This window comes from Streptomyces thioluteus (assembly GCF_039535865.1).
Map to the genome: position 1 here is coordinate 1 of NZ_BAAAXZ010000061.1, position 17,474 is coordinate 17,474.

Below are 17,474 nucleotides of genomic sequence, written 5' to 3' on the forward strand. Positions count from 1 at the left end.
TGCCCAGCCCCTGGTTGACGGCCGTGCCGAAGGACGACTGGTAGAGCTGGAGCGCCAGCACGTTGGCGTCCGGGAGGCTGGAGCCCGGGGCGATGATGTAGACGAGGTCGAAGATCTTCAGCACGTTGATCATCAGCGTGATGACCACGACCCCGAGCACCGGGGCGAGCAGCGGCACCGTGACCCGGCGGAAGACCTGCCACTCGTTCGCGCCGTCCACCCGGGCCGCCTCCAGCAGTTCGCGCGGGACGCCCGCCAGGCCCGCCGCGATGAGCACCATCGCGAAGCCCGCCCACATCCAGATGTAGGCACCGATGATCGACGGCGTGACCAGCGTCGGGCCGAGCCACTCGGCGCCGCGGTAGCGCTCGGCGAAGTTCGAGGCAGGCAGCCGCACATGGGCGCCGTCGGCCGCGGCCGGCAGCGTGAACGTCCCGTCGGGGCCGGTCGTCGCCGACGCGACGGTCCGGCCGTCGCGCACCGCCTCGACCGTCACGCCCGACAGGGCCTTCTCACCCCTGTCGACGCGGCCCGGCGTGCCACCGCCGCCGCGCACGAAGTCGAGCCAGACCGTCCCCGTGACCTTCCCGGGCTCGGCCCGCGCCGGTACGGCGTCCCGCTCGCCGTCGGCGTCCTGCGGCTTGACCGCCACCAGGGGCGCGGGCGCCGGAGTGCCCGCCCGCAGCGCGGACTTCGCGGTGAACGCGCCGTCCGCGTCCGCCACCAGGTCGCCGCCGGTGCGCGGATGCGCTCCGGGGTACGGGGCGGACGCCGCGAAGGTGTCGTGGACCCCCACCCACACGGCGTTGGCGACGCCCCGGTCCGGGTCCTGCTCGTACACCAGGCGGAAGATGATGCCCGCCGCCAGCATCGAGATGGCCATCGGCATGAAGACGACCAGCTTGAACGCCGTTCCCCAGCGCACCCGTTCGGTCAGCACGGCGAAGACCAGGCCGAGGACGGTGGCGACGCTGGGGGCCACGACGACCCAGACGACGTTGTTCTTCAGGGCCGTGCGGATCCGGTCGTCCGAGAACACCTCGTGGTAGTTGTCGAACCCCACGAAGCCGTGGCCGGACGCGTCGAAGAAGCTGCGGTGGACGGAGTACCCGATCGGGTAGACGACGAGCGCGCCCAGCAGCGCCAGCGCGGGCAGCAGGAACGCGGCCGCCACCCACGGGCGGGTGCCGAGCCCGGACCTGGCGCGCCCCGCACGGGCGGCCCGAGGTGTCGCGGTGGCCATGGGACCCCGCCCGTCAGTCGCCGAACGCCTTGGCCGCGTCGGCCTCCAGCCTCCGCTGGATGCCCGCCACGTCCGCCGGGTTCCGCAGGAAGTCCTGGAGGTCCTTCCACTCGCCCTGGCCCGGCTTGCCGCCGAACGCCGCGGGCGCCTGGTCGGACATGTCGAAGCGGAAGTCGTCCCCCGCCGCGACCAGTGCCTTGGCGATGGAGCGCTGGACGTCGTCCGGGTAGGCGGCCGGGGACAGGTTCCGGTTGGCCGAGACGAAGCCGCCCTCGTGCGCCCAGATCGACGCCGCGTCCGGCGAGGCCAGGAACGTCAGCAGGGCCTGCGCCGCCGCGCCGTCCTTGAGCGCCACGCCCACGTCGCCGCCCGTCACCACCGGGGCCTTCGCGCCGACCCTGGGGAAGGGGAAGACCTTGGCGTCCGTGCCGATCCTCGCCTTCGCGGCGGTGATGTTGGCGGCGGCGAAGTCGCCCTCGTAGACCATGGCGGCCTTCGCCTTGTCGCCGCCCGCGAAGGTCTGGGTGACGGAAGTGGGGAACTGGGTTCTGCAGCGCGCCGTCGTTGCCGCCCGCCAGCAGTTCCTTCTTGCCGAACAGCCGGGCGAGGGTGGTCAGGGCGTCCTTGACCGACGGATCCGTCCACTTGATCTTGTGGGCCGTCAACTGGTCGTACTTCTCCGGGCCCGCCTGCGAGAGGTAGACGTTCTCGAACCAGTCGGTCAGCGTCCAGCCGTCCGCGCCGCCGACCGAGACCGGCGGTACGCCGTAGTCGGCGATCGCCTGCGCCGTGCGCAGCAACTCGTCCCAGGACGACGGCTCCTTGACCCCGGCCGCGTCGAAGACCTTGGTGTTGTACCAGACCAGCGACTTGTTGCTGGCCTTGAAGTAGACGCCGTACTGCTTGCCGTCCGCCGCCGAGCCGAGCTTCTGCCAGCCCTTGGCGAAGTTCTTGCCCAGCTCGGCCGTCGCCTCCGGGGAGAGCGGCTTGAGCCAGCCCTTCTTCGCGAACTCGCGCAACACGCCCGGCTGCTGGAGCAGCGCCACGTCCGGCGGGTCGCCGCCGGCCACCTTCGAGCCGACGAAGGCCGACATGTCGTCCCCGCTGGGTACGAACGACACGTCGGCCCCGGTGCGTTTGGAGAACTCGTCCAGGACCTTGGTGAAGCTGCGCTGCTCGGCGCCGGTCCAGACGGCGGTCACCTTGATCTTCTGGCCGTTGAGCTTGGGGAGCGTGACGGTGTGGGGTATGACGTCCGAGGTGCCGGGCGCTGTCGCGCTCGGGGCGCCGTCGCCCTTGTCGTCCTTCTTGTCGTCGCTGCTGCCGCCGCCGCAGGCCGCGGCGGACAGGGCCAGGGCGCCGGCTGCCAGCGCGGCCAGTGCGCCGCGTGCCGCGCGGCTTCTCGTCGGTGCCGTACGCGTCGCCGTACGTGTACGCGTCGCCGTCCGTATCGCCGTCCGCATTGCCGTCCCTTCCGTGCCCGGTCGCGGCGGGCGCCCCGTCCCGTACGCCGGCCCCCGTGCGACCGCACTTCCGTGCGACAGTCCTACGCCGGGGCGGGGGCGCCCGCAATACCGCCGTCGATGTCAACTCGGCGATCGTGACCGGGATGTGATGGGACGGGTGGGTGGGTGGGGTGCGGGGTGCGTCTGGGGGGAGGGGGGCTGCCCCGGTCCCGCCCTTTCTCCGTTTCTTCCGGGGCTCCGCCCCGGGGCCCGGCGCCGCGCTTCGCGCGGTGGGGGTGGGTGGGGGCTGTGCCCCCGGGTCCGCGCTCCGCGCGGTGGGCGGGGCTCCGCCCCTGCACCCCGGCGGGGGCTGCGCCCCCTGCACCCCTGACCGGGGCTGCGCCCCTGGCCCTGCAGTGCGGCTTCGCCGCATTGTCCTCGGGCTGAGTGCGTGCCTGGGCGCGCACTTCGGCCCGTCCGGCGTTTGAGGACAACCGCGCGGAGCGCGGTTGCGGGGGTCCGGGGCGGAGCCCCGAAGGGGTGCAGGGGCGGAGCCCCGCGTCCCGGTGCGCACCGCGCACCGCGGGGTTGCGAAGGGCGCAGCCCCTGCGGAAACGGAGAAAGGGCGGGGCGGGGAGTAACCCCCTTACAGCAACGCCGGCGCCGCCACCACCCCCGCCGACTGCGCCGCCCGCTGCAGCGCACTCGCCAGCAGCGCCAGGTCCGTGGGGCCGTTGCCCAGCTCTCGCAGCGGCCGTCGCGTCGGCGGGTCGCCATCCGCTGCCAGTCCAGCGGAACCACCGTCGGGCGTTGCGTCGCGGTCCGCGGGATCCGGCCGGTGACCCGGCCCGCCTGGAAACGGTGTGGCGGGGCCGGCGGCCGGCCGGTGCAGTCGGCCGCGGCCCGGCGCGGGGCCGCCCGCGGGCCCGCCGTCGTCCGCGGCCGGGGCGATCTCCAACGCGGCGCGCAGGAGCGCCCGTTCGGCCACCGCCGTGTCCGCCGTGCGGTCCGGGCGGCCCGAGGCCGCGACCAGGTGGACGCCCAGCCGCTCGCCCTCCCGGGCGACGGCCTCCAGGGCCCGTACCACCGAACCGGCCGCCGGCCGGCCCGTGCTGCCCAGGGCCGGGGCGACCAGCGCGTCCAGGTCGTCGACGAGCACGACGAGCCGGGGCAGCGCGTTCTCCGCGGTGTGCGCGGGGCCGTCGGCCCGGGCCGCGCGCAGCTTGAGCGTGCCGGTGGGGGGGCGGCTCCAGGTCACCGGAGGAGGAGGGTGAGGCCGGCCCGTCCGGCCGGCGCGGGGAGTGCCGCTCGTGCCAGGCGGTGAAGTCCAGCGTGCCCAGCAGCTCGGCGCGCCGCTTGAGCTCCGAACCCAGCGCCTGCGCGAACTCCCGCATCCGCAGCGGGTCCGCGGCGGCCAGGTACGTCGAGACGTGCGGCAGGTCCGTGCACATCCGCAGGCCCTCGCCGCGCTCGGCCGCCGCGCCGTCCACCAGGACGAGGGAGAGCCGGTCCGGGCGGTCCGCGGCCGCGAGCGACGCGGCGAGCGAGCGCAGCAGCTCGGTCTTCCCGCTGCCGGGGCCGCCCTCCACCAGCAGATGCGGCCCGTCCGCGGCCAGGTCCACCGACAGCGGGCCGTGCGGGCCCGCGCCCAGGACGGCGACGGCCCGGCCGCCCGGGCGGCTGCCCGGGTCCGTGGCCGAGGCCCAGCGCGCCGTCAGCGAGGCGGGGGTGGCCCGGGCCAGGCCCAGCTCGTCCAGCAGCCGCGCGGTGCGGGGCAGGGCCGCGACCCGCGCCGAACGGGCGTCGCCCTCGGCCGAGTCCGCCACGCGCAGCGGCGCCAGCGCCCGCGCGAAGCGCTCCGCCCACGCCCCCGACACCGCGTCGAGGGCCGCGACGACCGTGCTGCCCGGCGCCGGCACGTCCCGCGCCGCCGCGCGGCGCGCTCCCGATGACCTGGACGACCGTGGCCACGTCCCCGCCGACCAGGGCCACCGCTCCGCAGTACGGGAACGCGGGGGACGCCGCCCGCGCGGTCTCCAGGGCCGCCGACACCGGCGAACTCGCCGTCGTCGACGGGGCGTCCGCGAGGCAGATCAGATGGATCCCGGCCGCGCCGCCGCGCGCCGCCAGCCGGGCCAGGGACTCCCGCAGGGCCGGGGTGCCCGGGTCGCCGTCCACGACCACCACCGTGCGCGGACCCCGGTGGGCCTCGGCCAGCGCCGCGACCTTCTCCTCGGCCGCGGTCGGCCAACTCGGGCCCAGCGGGCCGTCGTCCAGCCTCCGGACCAGCTCCGCGGTGCGGGCCGCCGCCTGCTCCCGGTCGTAGGCGACCAGCAGCCGGCAGTCCTGGCCGTGCGCCGGTCGCAGCTGGGGGAGCCAGCCCAGCCAGGCCCACTCCGCCTGCCGCTCCGCCGCGGCGCGCAGCGGATCCGCGGCGATCAGGACGTACTCCAGCACCGACGGCGAGTGCAGCACCGCCAGTTGGGCCAGGACGGAACGGGCCAGGCCGGCCAGCCGGACCCGCGGCCCGGCCAGGCCGAGCGAACCCGCCTGCCGCAGGCCGACGGTGACCGGCACGGCGGGCAGCAGCGCACCCTCGCCGCCGTGCGGGCCGGACACGTAGCGGTCGGCCGTGCCCAGGCGGACGGTGAGCAGATCCGGGTGGTCCGGGCCCCGCTCCCACAGGCGAGGCCCGGGCCCGAGCGCGGTCAGCAGCACGGTCGCCGGGTCCGGCCAGCGCTCGCGCAGCGCCGCCGAGGTCTCCTCCGGGGCCGGCTCCCTCGGGGCCGGGACGAAGCCCTGCCCGCCGTCGTCCTCGGGCCGCGGCTGCTGCCCGGCGCGGCCGCCGGCGAGGCGGCGCGCCCAGGCCGCTATGCCGCGGTTGCGCGAGCGCTTGCCGTCGGCGGCCGGGGGGGCCTCCGCCGTGCCGGTGCCAGGGCCGGGGCCGGGGTGGATGCGGGCCGTGCCCAGGGCGGTCGAGGTGTCCGCCGGGGCCGCGCCCGCCGTCCACGACGGCTCCTCGGTGCGCTGCTGGGGGGCGCGGAGGCGGGCGTCGCCGGTCCCGGTGACGGTCGTCACGGCGCCGGCGGCGTCCTGCGCCGCGCGGGACCCGGCCGTTCCGGCCCCGGTGCCGTACACGGGCGTCCGGGCGCCCCACGCGGGTGTCTCGCCGGCGCCCGGGCGCTGCTCGGTGGTCGGCACGCCCCGCGGCGGCGTCCGTTCTTCCGGGCCGTTGGGCCGGGGCACGGTTGCCGCGGGATCGCGCGGGGGGACGGCGGAGCGGCGGGCGGCCGGCACGGGCACGCGCGTGCCGCCTTCCGGCCCGCCGTGGTGCGCCGCGGGCTCCGCATCCCCGCGCGGTGCGGCCGCGCCGGACGTCCACTGCCGTGGGCCGCTGCCCGTCGCGTACCCGGGTGTGCCGGGGCGCGGCCCCGCCGCCCCGGCGGCCTCCGATGCGCCACCGGCTCCGGCTCCGTGCGCACCGGGCGCACCGATGCGTTCGCCCCGGGCCGCGCCTCCGTACGCCCCGTCCGCGCGCGCCCCGCGCGCCCCCGCGTCGGCGGTCCGCGGGGTCACCCGCAGGCGGCCCTCCCCGTCCGGCGACGTCGGAAGGAGGTCCGGGCCCCGCCCGGCCGGGGTGTCCCGGTCCGTGCAGGACCAGCGTCGACTCGCCCGCCCGCAGCAGCGACCCCGGGCGGAACGGGACCGGACGGTCGTCCACCGGGGTCGTGTCCAGCGTGGTGCCGTTGGTGGAGCCGAGGTCGTGGAGGGTGACGCGGCCGTCGTCGCCGAGGGTGACGGCGCAGTGGAGCCGGGAGACGTCGGGGTCGTCGACCGGGACGTCCGCGGAGGAGGAGCGGCCGACCAGGACCTCGCCGCCGTGCAGCAGGTGCACCCCGCCGGCGTCGGGACCGGAGACGACGTGCAGCCGGGCCGCGGTCCCCGCGACGTGCGCGAGCGGGGGGGCCGGCATCGCGCTCCGGGTCGGCGGGGGCGCCCAGGGAGAGCACCGCGCCGTCGATCAGCGGCGGCTCGCCCAGGGCGCAGCGCTGCGCGTCGAGCCGCTCCTGCCCGGCGTGGACGACGACCGCCCCGCTGCCCAGGTCGGAGCCGGCCGCCGCGAGGGCGGCGGCGAGGCCGCTCGCCACCCCGGCGAGGGCGGTGCCCGCGGGAGCGGTCACCAGAACGTCGCAGGCGTGCGCGGCGTGCCCGCCGAGCGGTGGCCCGAGGACGGTCAGCCGGATCTGCATCGGCGTCCACAGTCCCTTCCTGCCCTGGTCCGGGGGGAGAAGGACCGCCCCCCACCGGCGCGCACGGGCACTTCGGCACGTACAGGTCACCACGGAGCGCGGGGCCTCCGCTCCGCCCCCACCGCACCGTGCTGCGAGCATCCTCGCACCTGCCGCCGACAGCGTGCCCGGCGAGAGCCGATTCGTGATCATGAACGACCGGCCCCCCCGCTCGAACGGGAGTCGAAGAGGAGACGAAAACGGCCGGGGAGGAACGTTCGGCGACCGGACCGCGGGGGATTTCCCCCTCGGTCCCGTACGGCGGGTGACCGCCTGTGACCGGTGTCGCCCCCTTTTCGCCCGGCCGTCGATCACCCCATGACATTCCCGCAGCAACCGGCGGCAACCAACCGTCCGGAACGCGCGTCTTTCCCCCGAGCCCCACGGATTCGTCAAGGCGACGGTTCGCGGGACAGCACTACAGTGGGCGGAGGGCCGGGCTCGGGGAGAGGCCGTAAACACAGTTCGACACCCGGGACCGGGAGCACGGTCCGGATCACGACCAGGGAGCGCATGACGTGCGGCCGGTAGGCAGCAAGTACCTGCTCGAGGAGCCGCTCGGACGCGGGGCCACGGGCACCGTCTGGCGGGCGAGCCAGCGAGAGGCGGCGGGCGCCGAGGCCGCCGTGGCCGGGCAGCCGGGTGAGACCGTCGCGATCAAGGTGCTCAAGGAGGAGCTGGCCAACGACGCGGACGTGGTGATGCGCTTCCTGCGCGAGCGCTCCGTCCTGCTGCGGCTCACCCACCCCCAACATCGTCCGCACCCGCGACCTCGTCGTCGAGGGCGACCTGCTCGCCCTCGTCATGGACCTGATCGACGGCCCGGACCTGCACCGCTACCTGCGCGAGAACGGCCCGTTCACCCCGGTGGCGGCCGCCCTGCTCACGGCCCAGATCGCCGACGCGCTGGCGGCCAGCCACGTGGACGGCGTCGTGCACCGCGACCTCAAGCCGGCCAACGTCCTGCTCAAGGACGAGGGCGGGCGGATGCACCCGATGCTGACGGACTTCGGCATCGCGCGCCTCGCCGACTCCCCGGGGCTGACCCGCACCCACGAGTTCGTCGGCACCCCGGCCTACGTCGCCCCGGAGTCGGCCGAGGGCCGCCCGCAGACCTCCGCCGTCGACATCTACGGCGCGGGCATCCTGCTCTACGAGCTGGTCACCGGCCGGCCCCCCGTTCGCCGGGGCGACCGCCCTGGAGGTGCTGCACCAGCACCTCAGCGCCGAGCCGCGCCGTCCCACCACCGTCCCCGAGCCCCTGTGGACGGTCATCGAGCGCTGCCTGCGCAAGCGCCCCGAGGAGCGCCCGAGCGCCGAGAACCTGGCCCGTGCCCTGCGCGTCGTCGCCGCCGGCGTCGGCGTGCACGCGAGCGCGGCCCAGGCCGAGGCCGCGCTCGGCGTCGCCGCGCTGCTCGCCCCGGACCCGCAGCCGGCCGTGGTGCCGGGCACGGGCGAGGGCGCCCCGGCCGGCGGCTTCGGCGACGCGGACCCCACCCAGGTGCTGCCGCCGACGGCCGGCGCGCCGGGCGGGTACGACCCCGACGCGGCGACCAGCGTGCTGCCGAGCACCGCTCCCGACGCGGGCCCCACCCAGGTGCTCCCGGCGGGCTCCTACGGCGGGGCCGACCCCACCCGCGCCATGCCGCCGGTGGATCCCGGGCCGCAGCAGGCCGACGGCCCGCACCCGTGGCAGACCCAGCTGCGCGCGGCCCGCGACCGCAACGACCAGACGCAGGTCCAGTACCTGGACCCCAGCGAGGACCCGCTGCGCCGGCGCCCCACGCGCCGCCCGGCGCCCCAGCAGGGCTACCCCCAGCAGCCCCAGCAGCCCCAGCAGTACGCGGCGCCGCAGCAGCAGCCCTACCAGCAGCCGCCACAGCCGCAGCAGCCGTACGCACCGCGGCAACAGCCCCAGCAGCCGTACGCCCCGCAGCAGCAACAGCAGCCCCAGCAGCCGTACGCGCCGCAGCGCCCGCAACGGCGCCGGCCGGAGCCGCGCTACCAGCAGCCGCCGCAGGCGCCCCAGCCGCAGCCGTACGCCCCTCCGTCGCCCGAACCCGCCCCCCGGCGCGAACCCCGTCCGCCGCGGCAGCGCAGCGCCAACCCCATGCGCATCCCGGGCCTCGGCTGCCTCAAGGGCTGTCTGTTCCTGATCGTGATCCTGGTCATCGGCTCCTGGGCCGTGTGGGAGTTCACCCCGCTCAAGGACTGGGTCGCCGACGGCAAGAGCTTCTGGGACGCCGCCTGGGACTGGGTCACCCAGGTCAAGGACTGGGTTTCGGGCCACAGTTCGGGCAACTAGCCCCCGGCCCACCGGATCGGGCGGCTTGTGCGGCGGAAGTGCGGATGGGCACCGGCCGGTGCCCCTAGCATCCCCTCAGCCGCGTAGGTTGGTCGCGCGCGATCCGGTGCGACGCGCCTGTCGGGATGTCTGAGGAGTCGGGGAAGAGTCTTGGCACGGAAGATCGGCAGCCGGTACACCGCCCACCAGGTCCTCGGCCGGGGCAGCGCCGGCACGGTGTGGCTGGGCGAGGGCCCCGAGGGCCCGGTCGCCATCAAGCTCCTGCGCGAGGACCTGGCGTCCGACCAGGAGCTCGTCGGCCGCTTCGTCCAGGAGCGGGCGGCCCTCCTCGGCCTCGACCACCCCCGGGTGGTCAACGTCCGTGACCTGGTCGTGGACGGCGCCGACCTCGCGCTGGTCATGGACCTCGTCCGGGGCACCGACCTGCGGACCCGGCTCGACCACGAGCGCCGGCTGGCCCCCGAGGCCGCCGTCGCCATCGTCGCGGACGTCGCCGACGGCCTGGCCGCCGCGCACCGGGCCGGCATCGTCCACCGCGACGTCAAGCCGGAGAACGTCCTGCTCGACATGGAGGGCCCGCTCGGCCCCGGCGGCGCCCACCCCGCGCTGCTCACGGACTTCGGCATCGCCCGCCTCGTCGACTCCCCGCGCCCCACCCGCGACCGCGCCCGCGCCGCGGCCCCGCGCAGCGTCATCGGAACCCCCGACTACGTGGCCCCCGAGATCGTCGAGGGCCTGCCGCCCCGGGCGTCCGTCGACGTCTACGCGCTGGCCACCGTGCTCTACGAGCTGCTCGCCGGGTTCACGCCGTTCGGCGGCGGTCACCCCGGGGCGGTCCTGCGGCGGCACGTCACGGAGACCGTCGCCCCCCTGCCGGGCATCCCCGACGAACTGTGGCAGCTGATCGTCCAGTGCCTGGCCAAGGCGCCCGCCTCCCGGTTGCGCGCCCCCGAGCTGGCCTCGCGGCTGCACGAGATGCTGCCCGCGCTGGCCGGGCTGCCGCCGCTCGACATCGACGAGCCGGGCGAGGGGGACGCGGCGGACGGCGGCGAGCAGGCGCCCGGCGCGCTGTACGCCCCGCCGCCGTCGGCCCCCGCGGCGCCCCGCCGCGGCGCGGTCCCGCTCGTCCCGGCGCCGGCCTTCGACTCCAGCCGCGACACCCACACGAGCATGCGCGTACCGGGCCCGGAGGAGCTCGCGGGCGGAGCGCACGGCACGGCGCGGGCACCTCGCGCGGCGGGCGAGCGCAGGGCCGGCTCGGCCCGCCACCGCACCCCGGCCGAGGAGCGCAAACGCCGCCGGATCAAGCTGGGCGCGGCCGCGGTGGCGCTGGCCGCGGCGGCGGGCGTCGGCGGCTGGTACGCCACGGCCGGCCACGACTCGGCGGACACCAAGCCCGGCGTCCACCGCACGGACGCCCCCCAGGGGCAGCTCCCGTGAACGCCGGACCGGGGCGCCCCGCCCCGCACAGCGGTTAGGCTGGGTGCGTGGCAGTCGTTGATGTATCCGAAGAGCTCAAGTCCCTCTCCTCCACCATGGGGTCGATCGAGGCCGTCCTGGACCTCGACAGGATGAGGGCCGACATCGCCGTGCTCGAGGAGCAGGCGGCCGCCCCGTCCCTGTGGGACGACCCGGAAGCGGCGCAGAAGATCACCAGCCAGCTGTCGCACCTCCAGGCCGAGCTGCGCAAGACCGAGGCGCTGCGTGGCCGCATCGACGACCTCGGGGTGCTCTTCGAGCTCGCCGAGGCCGAGGGCGACGCCGACGCCATGGCCGAGGCCGAGTCCGAGCTGACCGCCGTGCGCAAGGCGCTCGACGAGATGGAGGTCCGCACCCTCCTCTCCGGCGAGTACGACGCCCGTGAGGCCCTGGTCAACATCCGTGCCGAGGCCGGCGGCGTGGACGCCTCCGACTTCGCCGAGCGGCTCCAGCGGATGTACCTGCGCTGGGCCGAGCGCCACGGCTACAAGACCGAGGTCTACGAGACCTCGTACGCCGAAGAGGCGGGCATCAAGTCCACCACCTTCGCCGTCCAGGCCCCGTACGCGTACGGCACGCTCTCCGTCGAGCAGGGCACGCACCGCCTCGTCCGCATCTCGCCCTTCGACAACCAGGGCCGCCGCCAGACCTCCTTCGCGGGCGTCGAGGTGCTGCCGGTCGTCGAGCAGACGGACCACGTCGAGATCGACGAGTCCGAGCTGCGCGTCGACGTCTACCGCTCGTCCGGCCCCGGCGGCCAGGGCGTCAACACGACCGACTCGGCGGTGCGCCTGACGCACCTCCCGACCGGCATCGTCGTCTCCTGCCAGAACGAGCGCTCGCAGATCCAGAACAAGGCGACCGCGATGAACGTCCTCCAGGCCAAGCTGCTCGAGCGGCGCCGCCAGGAGGAGCAGGCCAAGATGGACGCGCTCAAGGGCGACGGCGGCAACTCCTGGGGCAACCAGATGCGTTCGTACGTCCTGCACCCGTACCAGATGGTCAAGGACCTGCGCACCGAGTTCGAGGTCGGCAACCCGCAGGCGGTCCTCGACGGCGACATCGACGGCTTCCTGGAGGCCGGCATTCGCTGGCGCAAGCAGCAGGAAAAGTAGGACGCAGGAAAAGCAGGACGGACCAGGGCGGATCCGGGCGTAGCGCCCGGATCCGCCTTGACGTGTGCCTGAAAACTCGCAAGGGTGGCGGGCGGCATGCGTATCACTGGGATGCGTGTGGCGGGGGGCGACACCAGGCCGCAAGGCCGCCGCTGACGTTTCGCGGACCCCTCCCAGGGCCACCACCCGGTGCACGGCTGCCCCAACGACGAATCCAGCTACTGGGGGTAGCAGGCATATGACGAACAAGACGCGGCTGCGCGTGGCGCGCATCACCGCGGGCGCGGTGATAGCCGCCGGCGCCTCGCTGACGGCCGCGGGCGCGGCCTCGGCCGCCGGTGTGGACGTCCCGCTGGGCGGGCTGTCCAAGACGGCCGAGGTCCACGGAACGGGGGGCGTGGCCGCCCCGGACGCGACGACGGACCCGACGCAGGAGCCCACCAGCATCCCGCAGCCGACGGAGAAGCCCACGGATCCGCCGACCCAGGACCCGACGGTCCCGCCGACGCAGGAGCCGACCCACGAGCCCACGCAGGAGCCGACGCAAGAGCCGACGCAGAAGCCGGAGCCGACGGGTGAGCCCACCCACGAGCCGACCGGCAAGCCCGACCCGACCGGCAAGCCGGACCCGACGGGCGACCCGGACCCGACCGGGAAGCCGCAGCCGACGGACGAGCCCACCCACGAGCCCACCGGCAAGCCCGACCCGACGGGTGAGCCGGACCCCTCGCACACGGCCTCTCCCAGCGACAGCGCGTCCCCCGCGCCGAACGGCACCCCCGGCGACGACGCCACCACCTGCCCCGTGGACACCGGCAGCGGCAACTGCAACACGGCCGCCGACAGCGCCGGCGTCAAGCCGGTGCAGCAGGCCAAGCCGAAGGAGGAGCTGGCCCAGACCGGTGCCGGTCAGACCGAATTCCTGGTGGCCGGCGCCGCGACGATGATCGCGGGCGGCATCGGCTTCCGGCTGCTGCCCCGGGTGATCAACCGCAACACCCCTGCCTGATCAGGGTCGGTGGAGCGTGAGCGGTCGCACGCACAGGGTGACCGTACGCGGATGACGAAGGCCCGGGGTGCCGCGCACCCCGGGCCTTCCGCGTCTCGTACGGGACCGCCGCTCAGCCGGCGAAGCCGCGGGCGAGCACCGCCACCGCGACCAGCGCCACCAGCAGCGCGACCAGCGTGGCCGGTGTCAGGCCGGCGAAGACGCCTTCCTGCTGCTGGAGCCGCTCCCGGCTCGCCCGGCACACCGGGCACCGTCCCTCGCTGACCGGGGCTGCACAGTTGGCGCACACCAGTCGGTCGCATGTCATGCGAATTCCTCCTCCGGTACGTCCAACGTGCGAGAGAGCCGAGCGGTTCCCCCTACCACTGTGCCAGCTTTCCCGCCCTTCGGCGCGGCCGGTGCCGGGGAGCCGACCCGATCGGTGTTCCACGAGTGTGCCACCACCCCGCCCAGGACCCGATTTCCTCGCTTTGTCCCCGTGGGCGGCGGTAATAAACCCGTCAACACAGGACGCCGACTGCGCGTACACGCGTCGTTCGCGTATGGTCACGCACACCGACGGGCGCCGCGACCGTGGCGTTCCGTGCCGCTCTCCAGGTCGCACGTGGTGCACTCGTGATTCGATTCGACAACGTCTCCAAGTCCTACCCGAAGCAGAACCGCCCGGCGCTCCGGGACGTCTCGCTCGAGATCGAGAAGGGCGAGTTCGTCTTCCTGGTCGGTTCCTCCGGCTCCGGCAAGTCCACCTTCCTGAGACTCCTGCTGCGCGAGGAGCGGGCCAGCCACGGACAGGTGCACGTGCTGGGCAAGGACCTCGCCCGCCTCTCCAACTGGAAAGTGCCGCAGATGCGCCGCCAGTTGGGCACGGTCTTCCAGGACTTCCGGCTGCTGCCCAGCAAGACGGTCGCCGAGAACGTCGCGTTCGCCCTGGAGGTCATCGGCAAGCCGCGCGGCGAGATCCGCAAGGCCGTCCCGCAGGTCCTGGAGTTGGTCGGACTCGGCGGCAAGGAGGGCCGGATGCCCGGCGAGCTCTCGGGCGGCGAGCAGCAGCGGGTGGCCATCGCCCGGGCGTTCGTCAACCGCCCGATGCTGCTCATCGCCGATGAGCCCACGGGCAACCTGGACCCGCAGACCTCCGTCGGCATCATGAAGCTGCTCGACCGGATCAACCGGACCGGCACGACCGTCATCATGGCCACCCACGACCAGCAGATCGTGGACCAGATGCGCAAGCGCGTCATCGAGCTCGACCAGGGCCGTCTCGTGCGCGACCAGTCGCGCGGCGTCTACGGCTACCAGCACTGAAAGCCTGCACTGAAAGGCAGTGAAAGGACGCCATGCGCGCCCAGTTCGTTCTGTCGGAGATCGGCGTCGGTCTCCGTCGCAATCTCACGATGACCTTCGCGGTGATCGTGTCGGTTGCCCTGTCGCTGGCCCTCTTCGGCGGTTCGCTGCTGATGAACGAGCAGGTCAACTCGATGAAGGGCTACTGGTACGACAAGGCCAACGTCTCGATCTACCTCTGCAACAAGACCGACAAGGCGAACTTCTCCTCCTGTGCCAAGGGGGCGGTCACCGACGAGCAGAAGAAGCAGATCAAGGCCGACCTGGAGAAGATGCCGCTGGTCCAGAGCATCCACTTCGAGACGTCGGACGAGGCGTACAAGCACTACAAGGAGGAGTTCGGCAGCCAGCCGCTGGCCACGGTGGTGACGGCCGACCAGATGCAGGAGTCCTTCCGCATCAAGCTCAAGGACCCCACCAAGTACGAGGTCATCTCCAGCGCCTTCCAGAAGCGCCCGGGCGTGCAGACCGTCGAGGACCAGAAGGACACCCTCAAGAGCCTCTTCAACCTCCTCAGATACATGAACTGGGGCGCGTTGGGCGTGATGTTCCTGATGCTCGTCGTGGCCCTGCTGCTGATCGTCAACACGGTCCGCGTCTCGGCCTTCAGCCGGCGCCGGGAGACCGGGATCATGCGGCTGGTGGGTGCGTCGAGCTTCTACATCCAGGTCCCGTTCATCATGGAGGCGGCCGTCGCCGGGCTGCTGGGCGGGATCCTCGCCTGCGTCCTGCTGGTCTGCGGGCAGCAGTTCCTGGTCAACAACCTGCTCGCCACCCACATCGACGTCATCCAGTTCATCGGCTGGGACGCGGTGCTGACCAAGCTGCCGCTGGTCCTCGCGACCGGGCTGCTGATGCCCGCGCTGGCCGCCTTCGCCGCGCTGTGGAAGTACCTGAAGGTGTAGCGGAGGGTCCGCGGTACGGACGGGACGAGGGCGGCGTCCCGTCAACTCCCCGTGCGGGGGCCGGTGGTGGCCTAGACTCTCGCGCATGCCCGGCCCGCCGATGTTCGTACCGCAGCGCCGCTTCCGCCGCGGCGCGGTGCTGACGCTGGTCTTCGCCGGGGCGCTGGCCACCGGGGCCGCCACCGGTTCGTGGGGCGCGGACGCCCGGCACGGGCTCCCCTCCACGGCCCCCGCGCCCCGCGCCGCTGGCGCGGAGGACGCCAAGGCGCCCACGCGCTCCGCCGCCCGCCCCCGGGGCGCGGCGGCCGCCGCCCCCGACCGCTGGGGCGGCGTCTACAGCGCCCGGGAGTACCAGGGCTTCGAGCGGGCCCTGCGCGGCGAGTACGTCGGCGTCGGCCTGTCCGTCCGCCGGCTCGCCGACGGGGCGATGGAGGTCGAGGGCGTCGAACAGGGCGGACCCGCGGCCCGGTCCGGGATCACGCCCGGCGACCGGCTGCGCACCGTGGACGGGGTGGAGGTGACCGGCCGTCCGGTCACCGACGTCGTCGCCCGGCTGCGCGGCGGTCCGTCCGGTACGGGCACTCCCGTGCGGCTGGGGCTGGCCCATGCCGGGCGCGGGTCGGCCGGGGAGGGCGCGGTACGGGAGCGCACGCTCCGCCGCGAGCGCCTGCGCACCAGGAGCGTCGTCTCCGACCGGTTCCGCGACGGCGCCGCCGCCGGCACCCGGATCAAGGTCGCCTCCTTCACCCGGGGCACGGGCCGCGCGGTGCGCGAGGCGGTACGGGCGGCCGGGCCCCGCGAGGGCGTCCTGCTCGACCTGCGCGGCAACGCCGGCGGCCTGGTCACCGAGGCCGTCACCACCGCGTCCGCCTTCCTCGACGGCGGTCTCGTCGCCACCTACGACGTCCACGGCCGCCAGCGGGCCCTGTCCGCCCGCCCCGGCGGCGACACCCGGCGCCCCCTCGTCGTCCTCGTCGACGGCGGCACCATGAGCGCCGGCGAGCTGCTGGCCGGCGCCCTCCAGGACCGGGGCCGGGCCGTCCTCGTCGGCTCCCGGACCTTCGGCAAGGGCTCGGTGCAGATGCCCCGTCCGCTGCCCGACGGCTCGGTCGCCGAGCAGACCGTCGGCCACTGGCGCACCCCCGCCGGGCGCACCGTGGAGGACGGCGGCCTCACCCCCGACCTGGTCGTCCACGGCGATCCCGAGCCCCGGGCCCGCGCAGTATTGGGTGGCCTCGGACCGGGGTCGTAGTGCGAGAATGACCGCACCATGGGAAAGCAGCAGAAAGAGAAAGAGCCTGGGCGCAAGCTCGTCGCCCAGAACAAGAAGGCGCGGCACGACTACCACCTTCTGACGACCTACGAGTGCGGCATGGTGCTGACCGGCACCGAGGTCAAGTCGCTGCGGCAGGGCCGTTCCTCGCTGGTGGACGGCTTCGTGCAGATCGACGGCGGCGAGGTGTGGCTGCACAACGTGCACATCCCCGAGTACGCCCAGGGCACGTGGACGAACCACAGCGCGCGCCGCAAGCGCAAGCTGCTGATGCACCGCGCCGAGATCGACAAGCTGGAGTCCAAGTCCGGCGAGACGGGGCACACCATCGTGCCGCTGGCGCTGTACTTCAAGGACGGCCGGGCGAAGGTCGAGATCGCGCTCGCCAAGGGCAAGAAGGAGTACGACAAGCGGCAGACCCTGCGGGAGAAGACGGACCGCCGCGAGTCGGACCGCGCGATCGCGGCGGCGCGCCGGCGCCAGCGGGAGCGCGCGGCCCGGTGATCCCGCCGGGGGCGCCGCCGGAATTCACTGGCACCGCCCGCCGCCGGTCACGTACCATGGTCCGTAGCACGCCCCCCGGGGCTGCAGTTTGAAAACACAACATGGGGATGATCGGTTTCGACAGCGGATGTCGAAGCAGGGGAAGCGAGCCGAGGAAGCGGCAATGATCTCGTAAACCATATGTCGCAACCAATAATCGCCAACACCAAGCGCGATTCCTTCGCCCTCGCTGCCTAAGTAGCGACTTGCGAAGTGTCAGCCCGGGGCTGTTCCCGACCCGGATCCTGGCATCAGCTAGGGGACTAAACCACTAGGTCCGGTCACGGGACCTGGTGGGAAATCAAACAGTGACTGAGCCCGTCGGAGACTTGTCCGTGTGATCTCCGGGGCCGAGAAAATCGCAGCGGACTGCGCTCGGAGAAGCCCTGATTCCGCACCGTTGGACGCGGGTTCGATTCCCGCCATCTCCACTCATCCCATGTGAGGCAAGGCCCCACCGCCCCCGGCGGTGGGGCCTTCGCCGTTTCACGGCCGGATCCCGGGCCCTGCATGGCCGGATCCGG

General features: G+C 74.4%; 9 protein-coding genes, 1 other RNA gene and 4 pseudogenes. 9 read left to right on the forward strand and 5 right to left on the reverse strand.

Annotated features, from left to right (window positions below; all coding sequences use genetic code 11):
• From ABD794_RS07810 to ABD794_RS18680, 4 genes and pseudogenes are all read right to left on the reverse strand, one after another.
• Positions 1–1,243 (reverse strand): carbohydrate ABC transporter permease (locus tag ABD794_RS07810; RefSeq protein ID WP_344961859.1); only part of this gene is annotated, 1,243 nt, incomplete at its 3' end.
• A 13-nt stretch (positions 1,244–1,256) separates the two neighbouring features.
• A pseudogene (locus tag ABD794_RS07815) lies at positions 1,257–2,706 on the reverse strand (ABC transporter substrate-binding protein).
• Between the two features lie 628 nt (positions 2,707–3,334).
• Positions 3,335–4,842: pseudogene (locus ABD794_RS18675) on the reverse strand (FtsK/SpoIIIE domain-containing protein); the annotation flags it as partial.
• Positions 4,843–6,400: 1,558 nt separating this feature from the next.
• A pseudogene (locus tag ABD794_RS18680) lies at positions 6,401–6,661 on the reverse strand (FHA domain-containing protein); the annotation flags it as partial.
• Positions 6,662–7,495: 834 nt separating this feature from the next.
• On the opposite strand from ABD794_RS18680, the pseudogene ABD794_RS07825 reads away from it, so the two are divergent.
• The 4 genes and pseudogenes from ABD794_RS07825 (at position 7,496) to ABD794_RS07840 (ending at position 12,885) form a co-directional block, all read left to right on the forward strand.
• A pseudogene (locus tag ABD794_RS07825) lies at positions 7,496–9,282 on the forward strand (serine/threonine-protein kinase).
• 150 nt (positions 9,283–9,432) lie between these two features.
• A complete protein-coding gene (locus tag ABD794_RS07830; RefSeq protein ID WP_344961861.1) occupies positions 9,433–10,722 on the forward strand; it encodes a serine/threonine-protein kinase in 1,290 nt (429 codons plus the stop codon).
• 47 nt (positions 10,723–10,769) lie between these two features.
• Positions 10,770–11,876 carry a peptide chain release factor 2 gene (gene prfB / locus ABD794_RS07835; protein ID WP_344961864.1) on the forward strand — a complete coding sequence of 369 codons (1,107 nt, stop codon included), beginning with the start codon at positions 10,770–10,772 and terminating at the stop codon, positions 11,874–11,876.
• A 238-nt stretch (positions 11,877–12,114) separates the two neighbouring features.
• A complete protein-coding gene (locus ABD794_RS07840) occupies positions 12,115–12,885 on the forward strand; it encodes a hypothetical protein (RefSeq protein WP_344961866.1) in 771 nt (256 codons plus the stop codon).
• A 112-nt stretch (positions 12,886–12,997) separates the two neighbouring features.
• Here ABD794_RS07840 and ABD794_RS07845 read toward each other — a convergent pair whose 3' ends face one another.
• Entirely contained in the window at positions 12,998–13,192 is a 195-nt protein-coding gene (locus ABD794_RS07845) for a hypothetical protein (protein WP_344961868.1), read from the reverse strand.
• 308 nt (positions 13,193–13,500) lie between these two features.
• On the opposite strand from ABD794_RS07845, the gene ftsE reads away from it, so the two are divergent.
• The 5 genes from ftsE to ssrA all read left to right on the forward strand — a co-directional run bounded on the left by ftsE (position 13,501) and on the right by ssrA (position 17,384).
• The gene (ftsE, locus tag ABD794_RS07850; RefSeq protein ID WP_171170425.1) at positions 13,501–14,190 is read left to right on the forward strand and encodes a cell division ATP-binding protein FtsE; all 690 of its coding nucleotides are present in this window, start codon (positions 13,501–13,503) and stop codon (positions 14,188–14,190) included.
• 32 nt (positions 14,191–14,222) lie between these two features.
• Positions 14,223–15,134 (forward strand): permease-like cell division protein FtsX, encoded by a 912-nt coding sequence (ftsX, locus tag ABD794_RS07855; protein ID WP_344023710.1) that lies wholly within the window; start codon positions 14,223–14,225, stop codon positions 15,132–15,134.
• Positions 15,135–15,219: 85 nt separating this feature from the next.
• Entirely contained in the window at positions 15,220–16,386 is a 1,167-nt protein-coding gene (locus ABD794_RS07860) for a S41 family peptidase (protein WP_425585955.1), read from the forward strand.
• An 18-nt stretch (positions 16,387–16,404) separates the two neighbouring features.
• Entirely contained in the window at positions 16,405–16,911 is a 507-nt protein-coding gene (smpB, locus tag ABD794_RS07865; RefSeq protein ID WP_344023714.1) for an SsrA-binding protein SmpB, read from the forward strand.
• 103 nt (positions 16,912–17,014) lie between these two features.
• Positions 17,015–17,384, forward strand: a transfer-messenger RNA (tmRNA) gene (gene ssrA / locus ABD794_RS07870).
• Positions 17,385–17,474 lie beyond the last annotated feature (90 nt).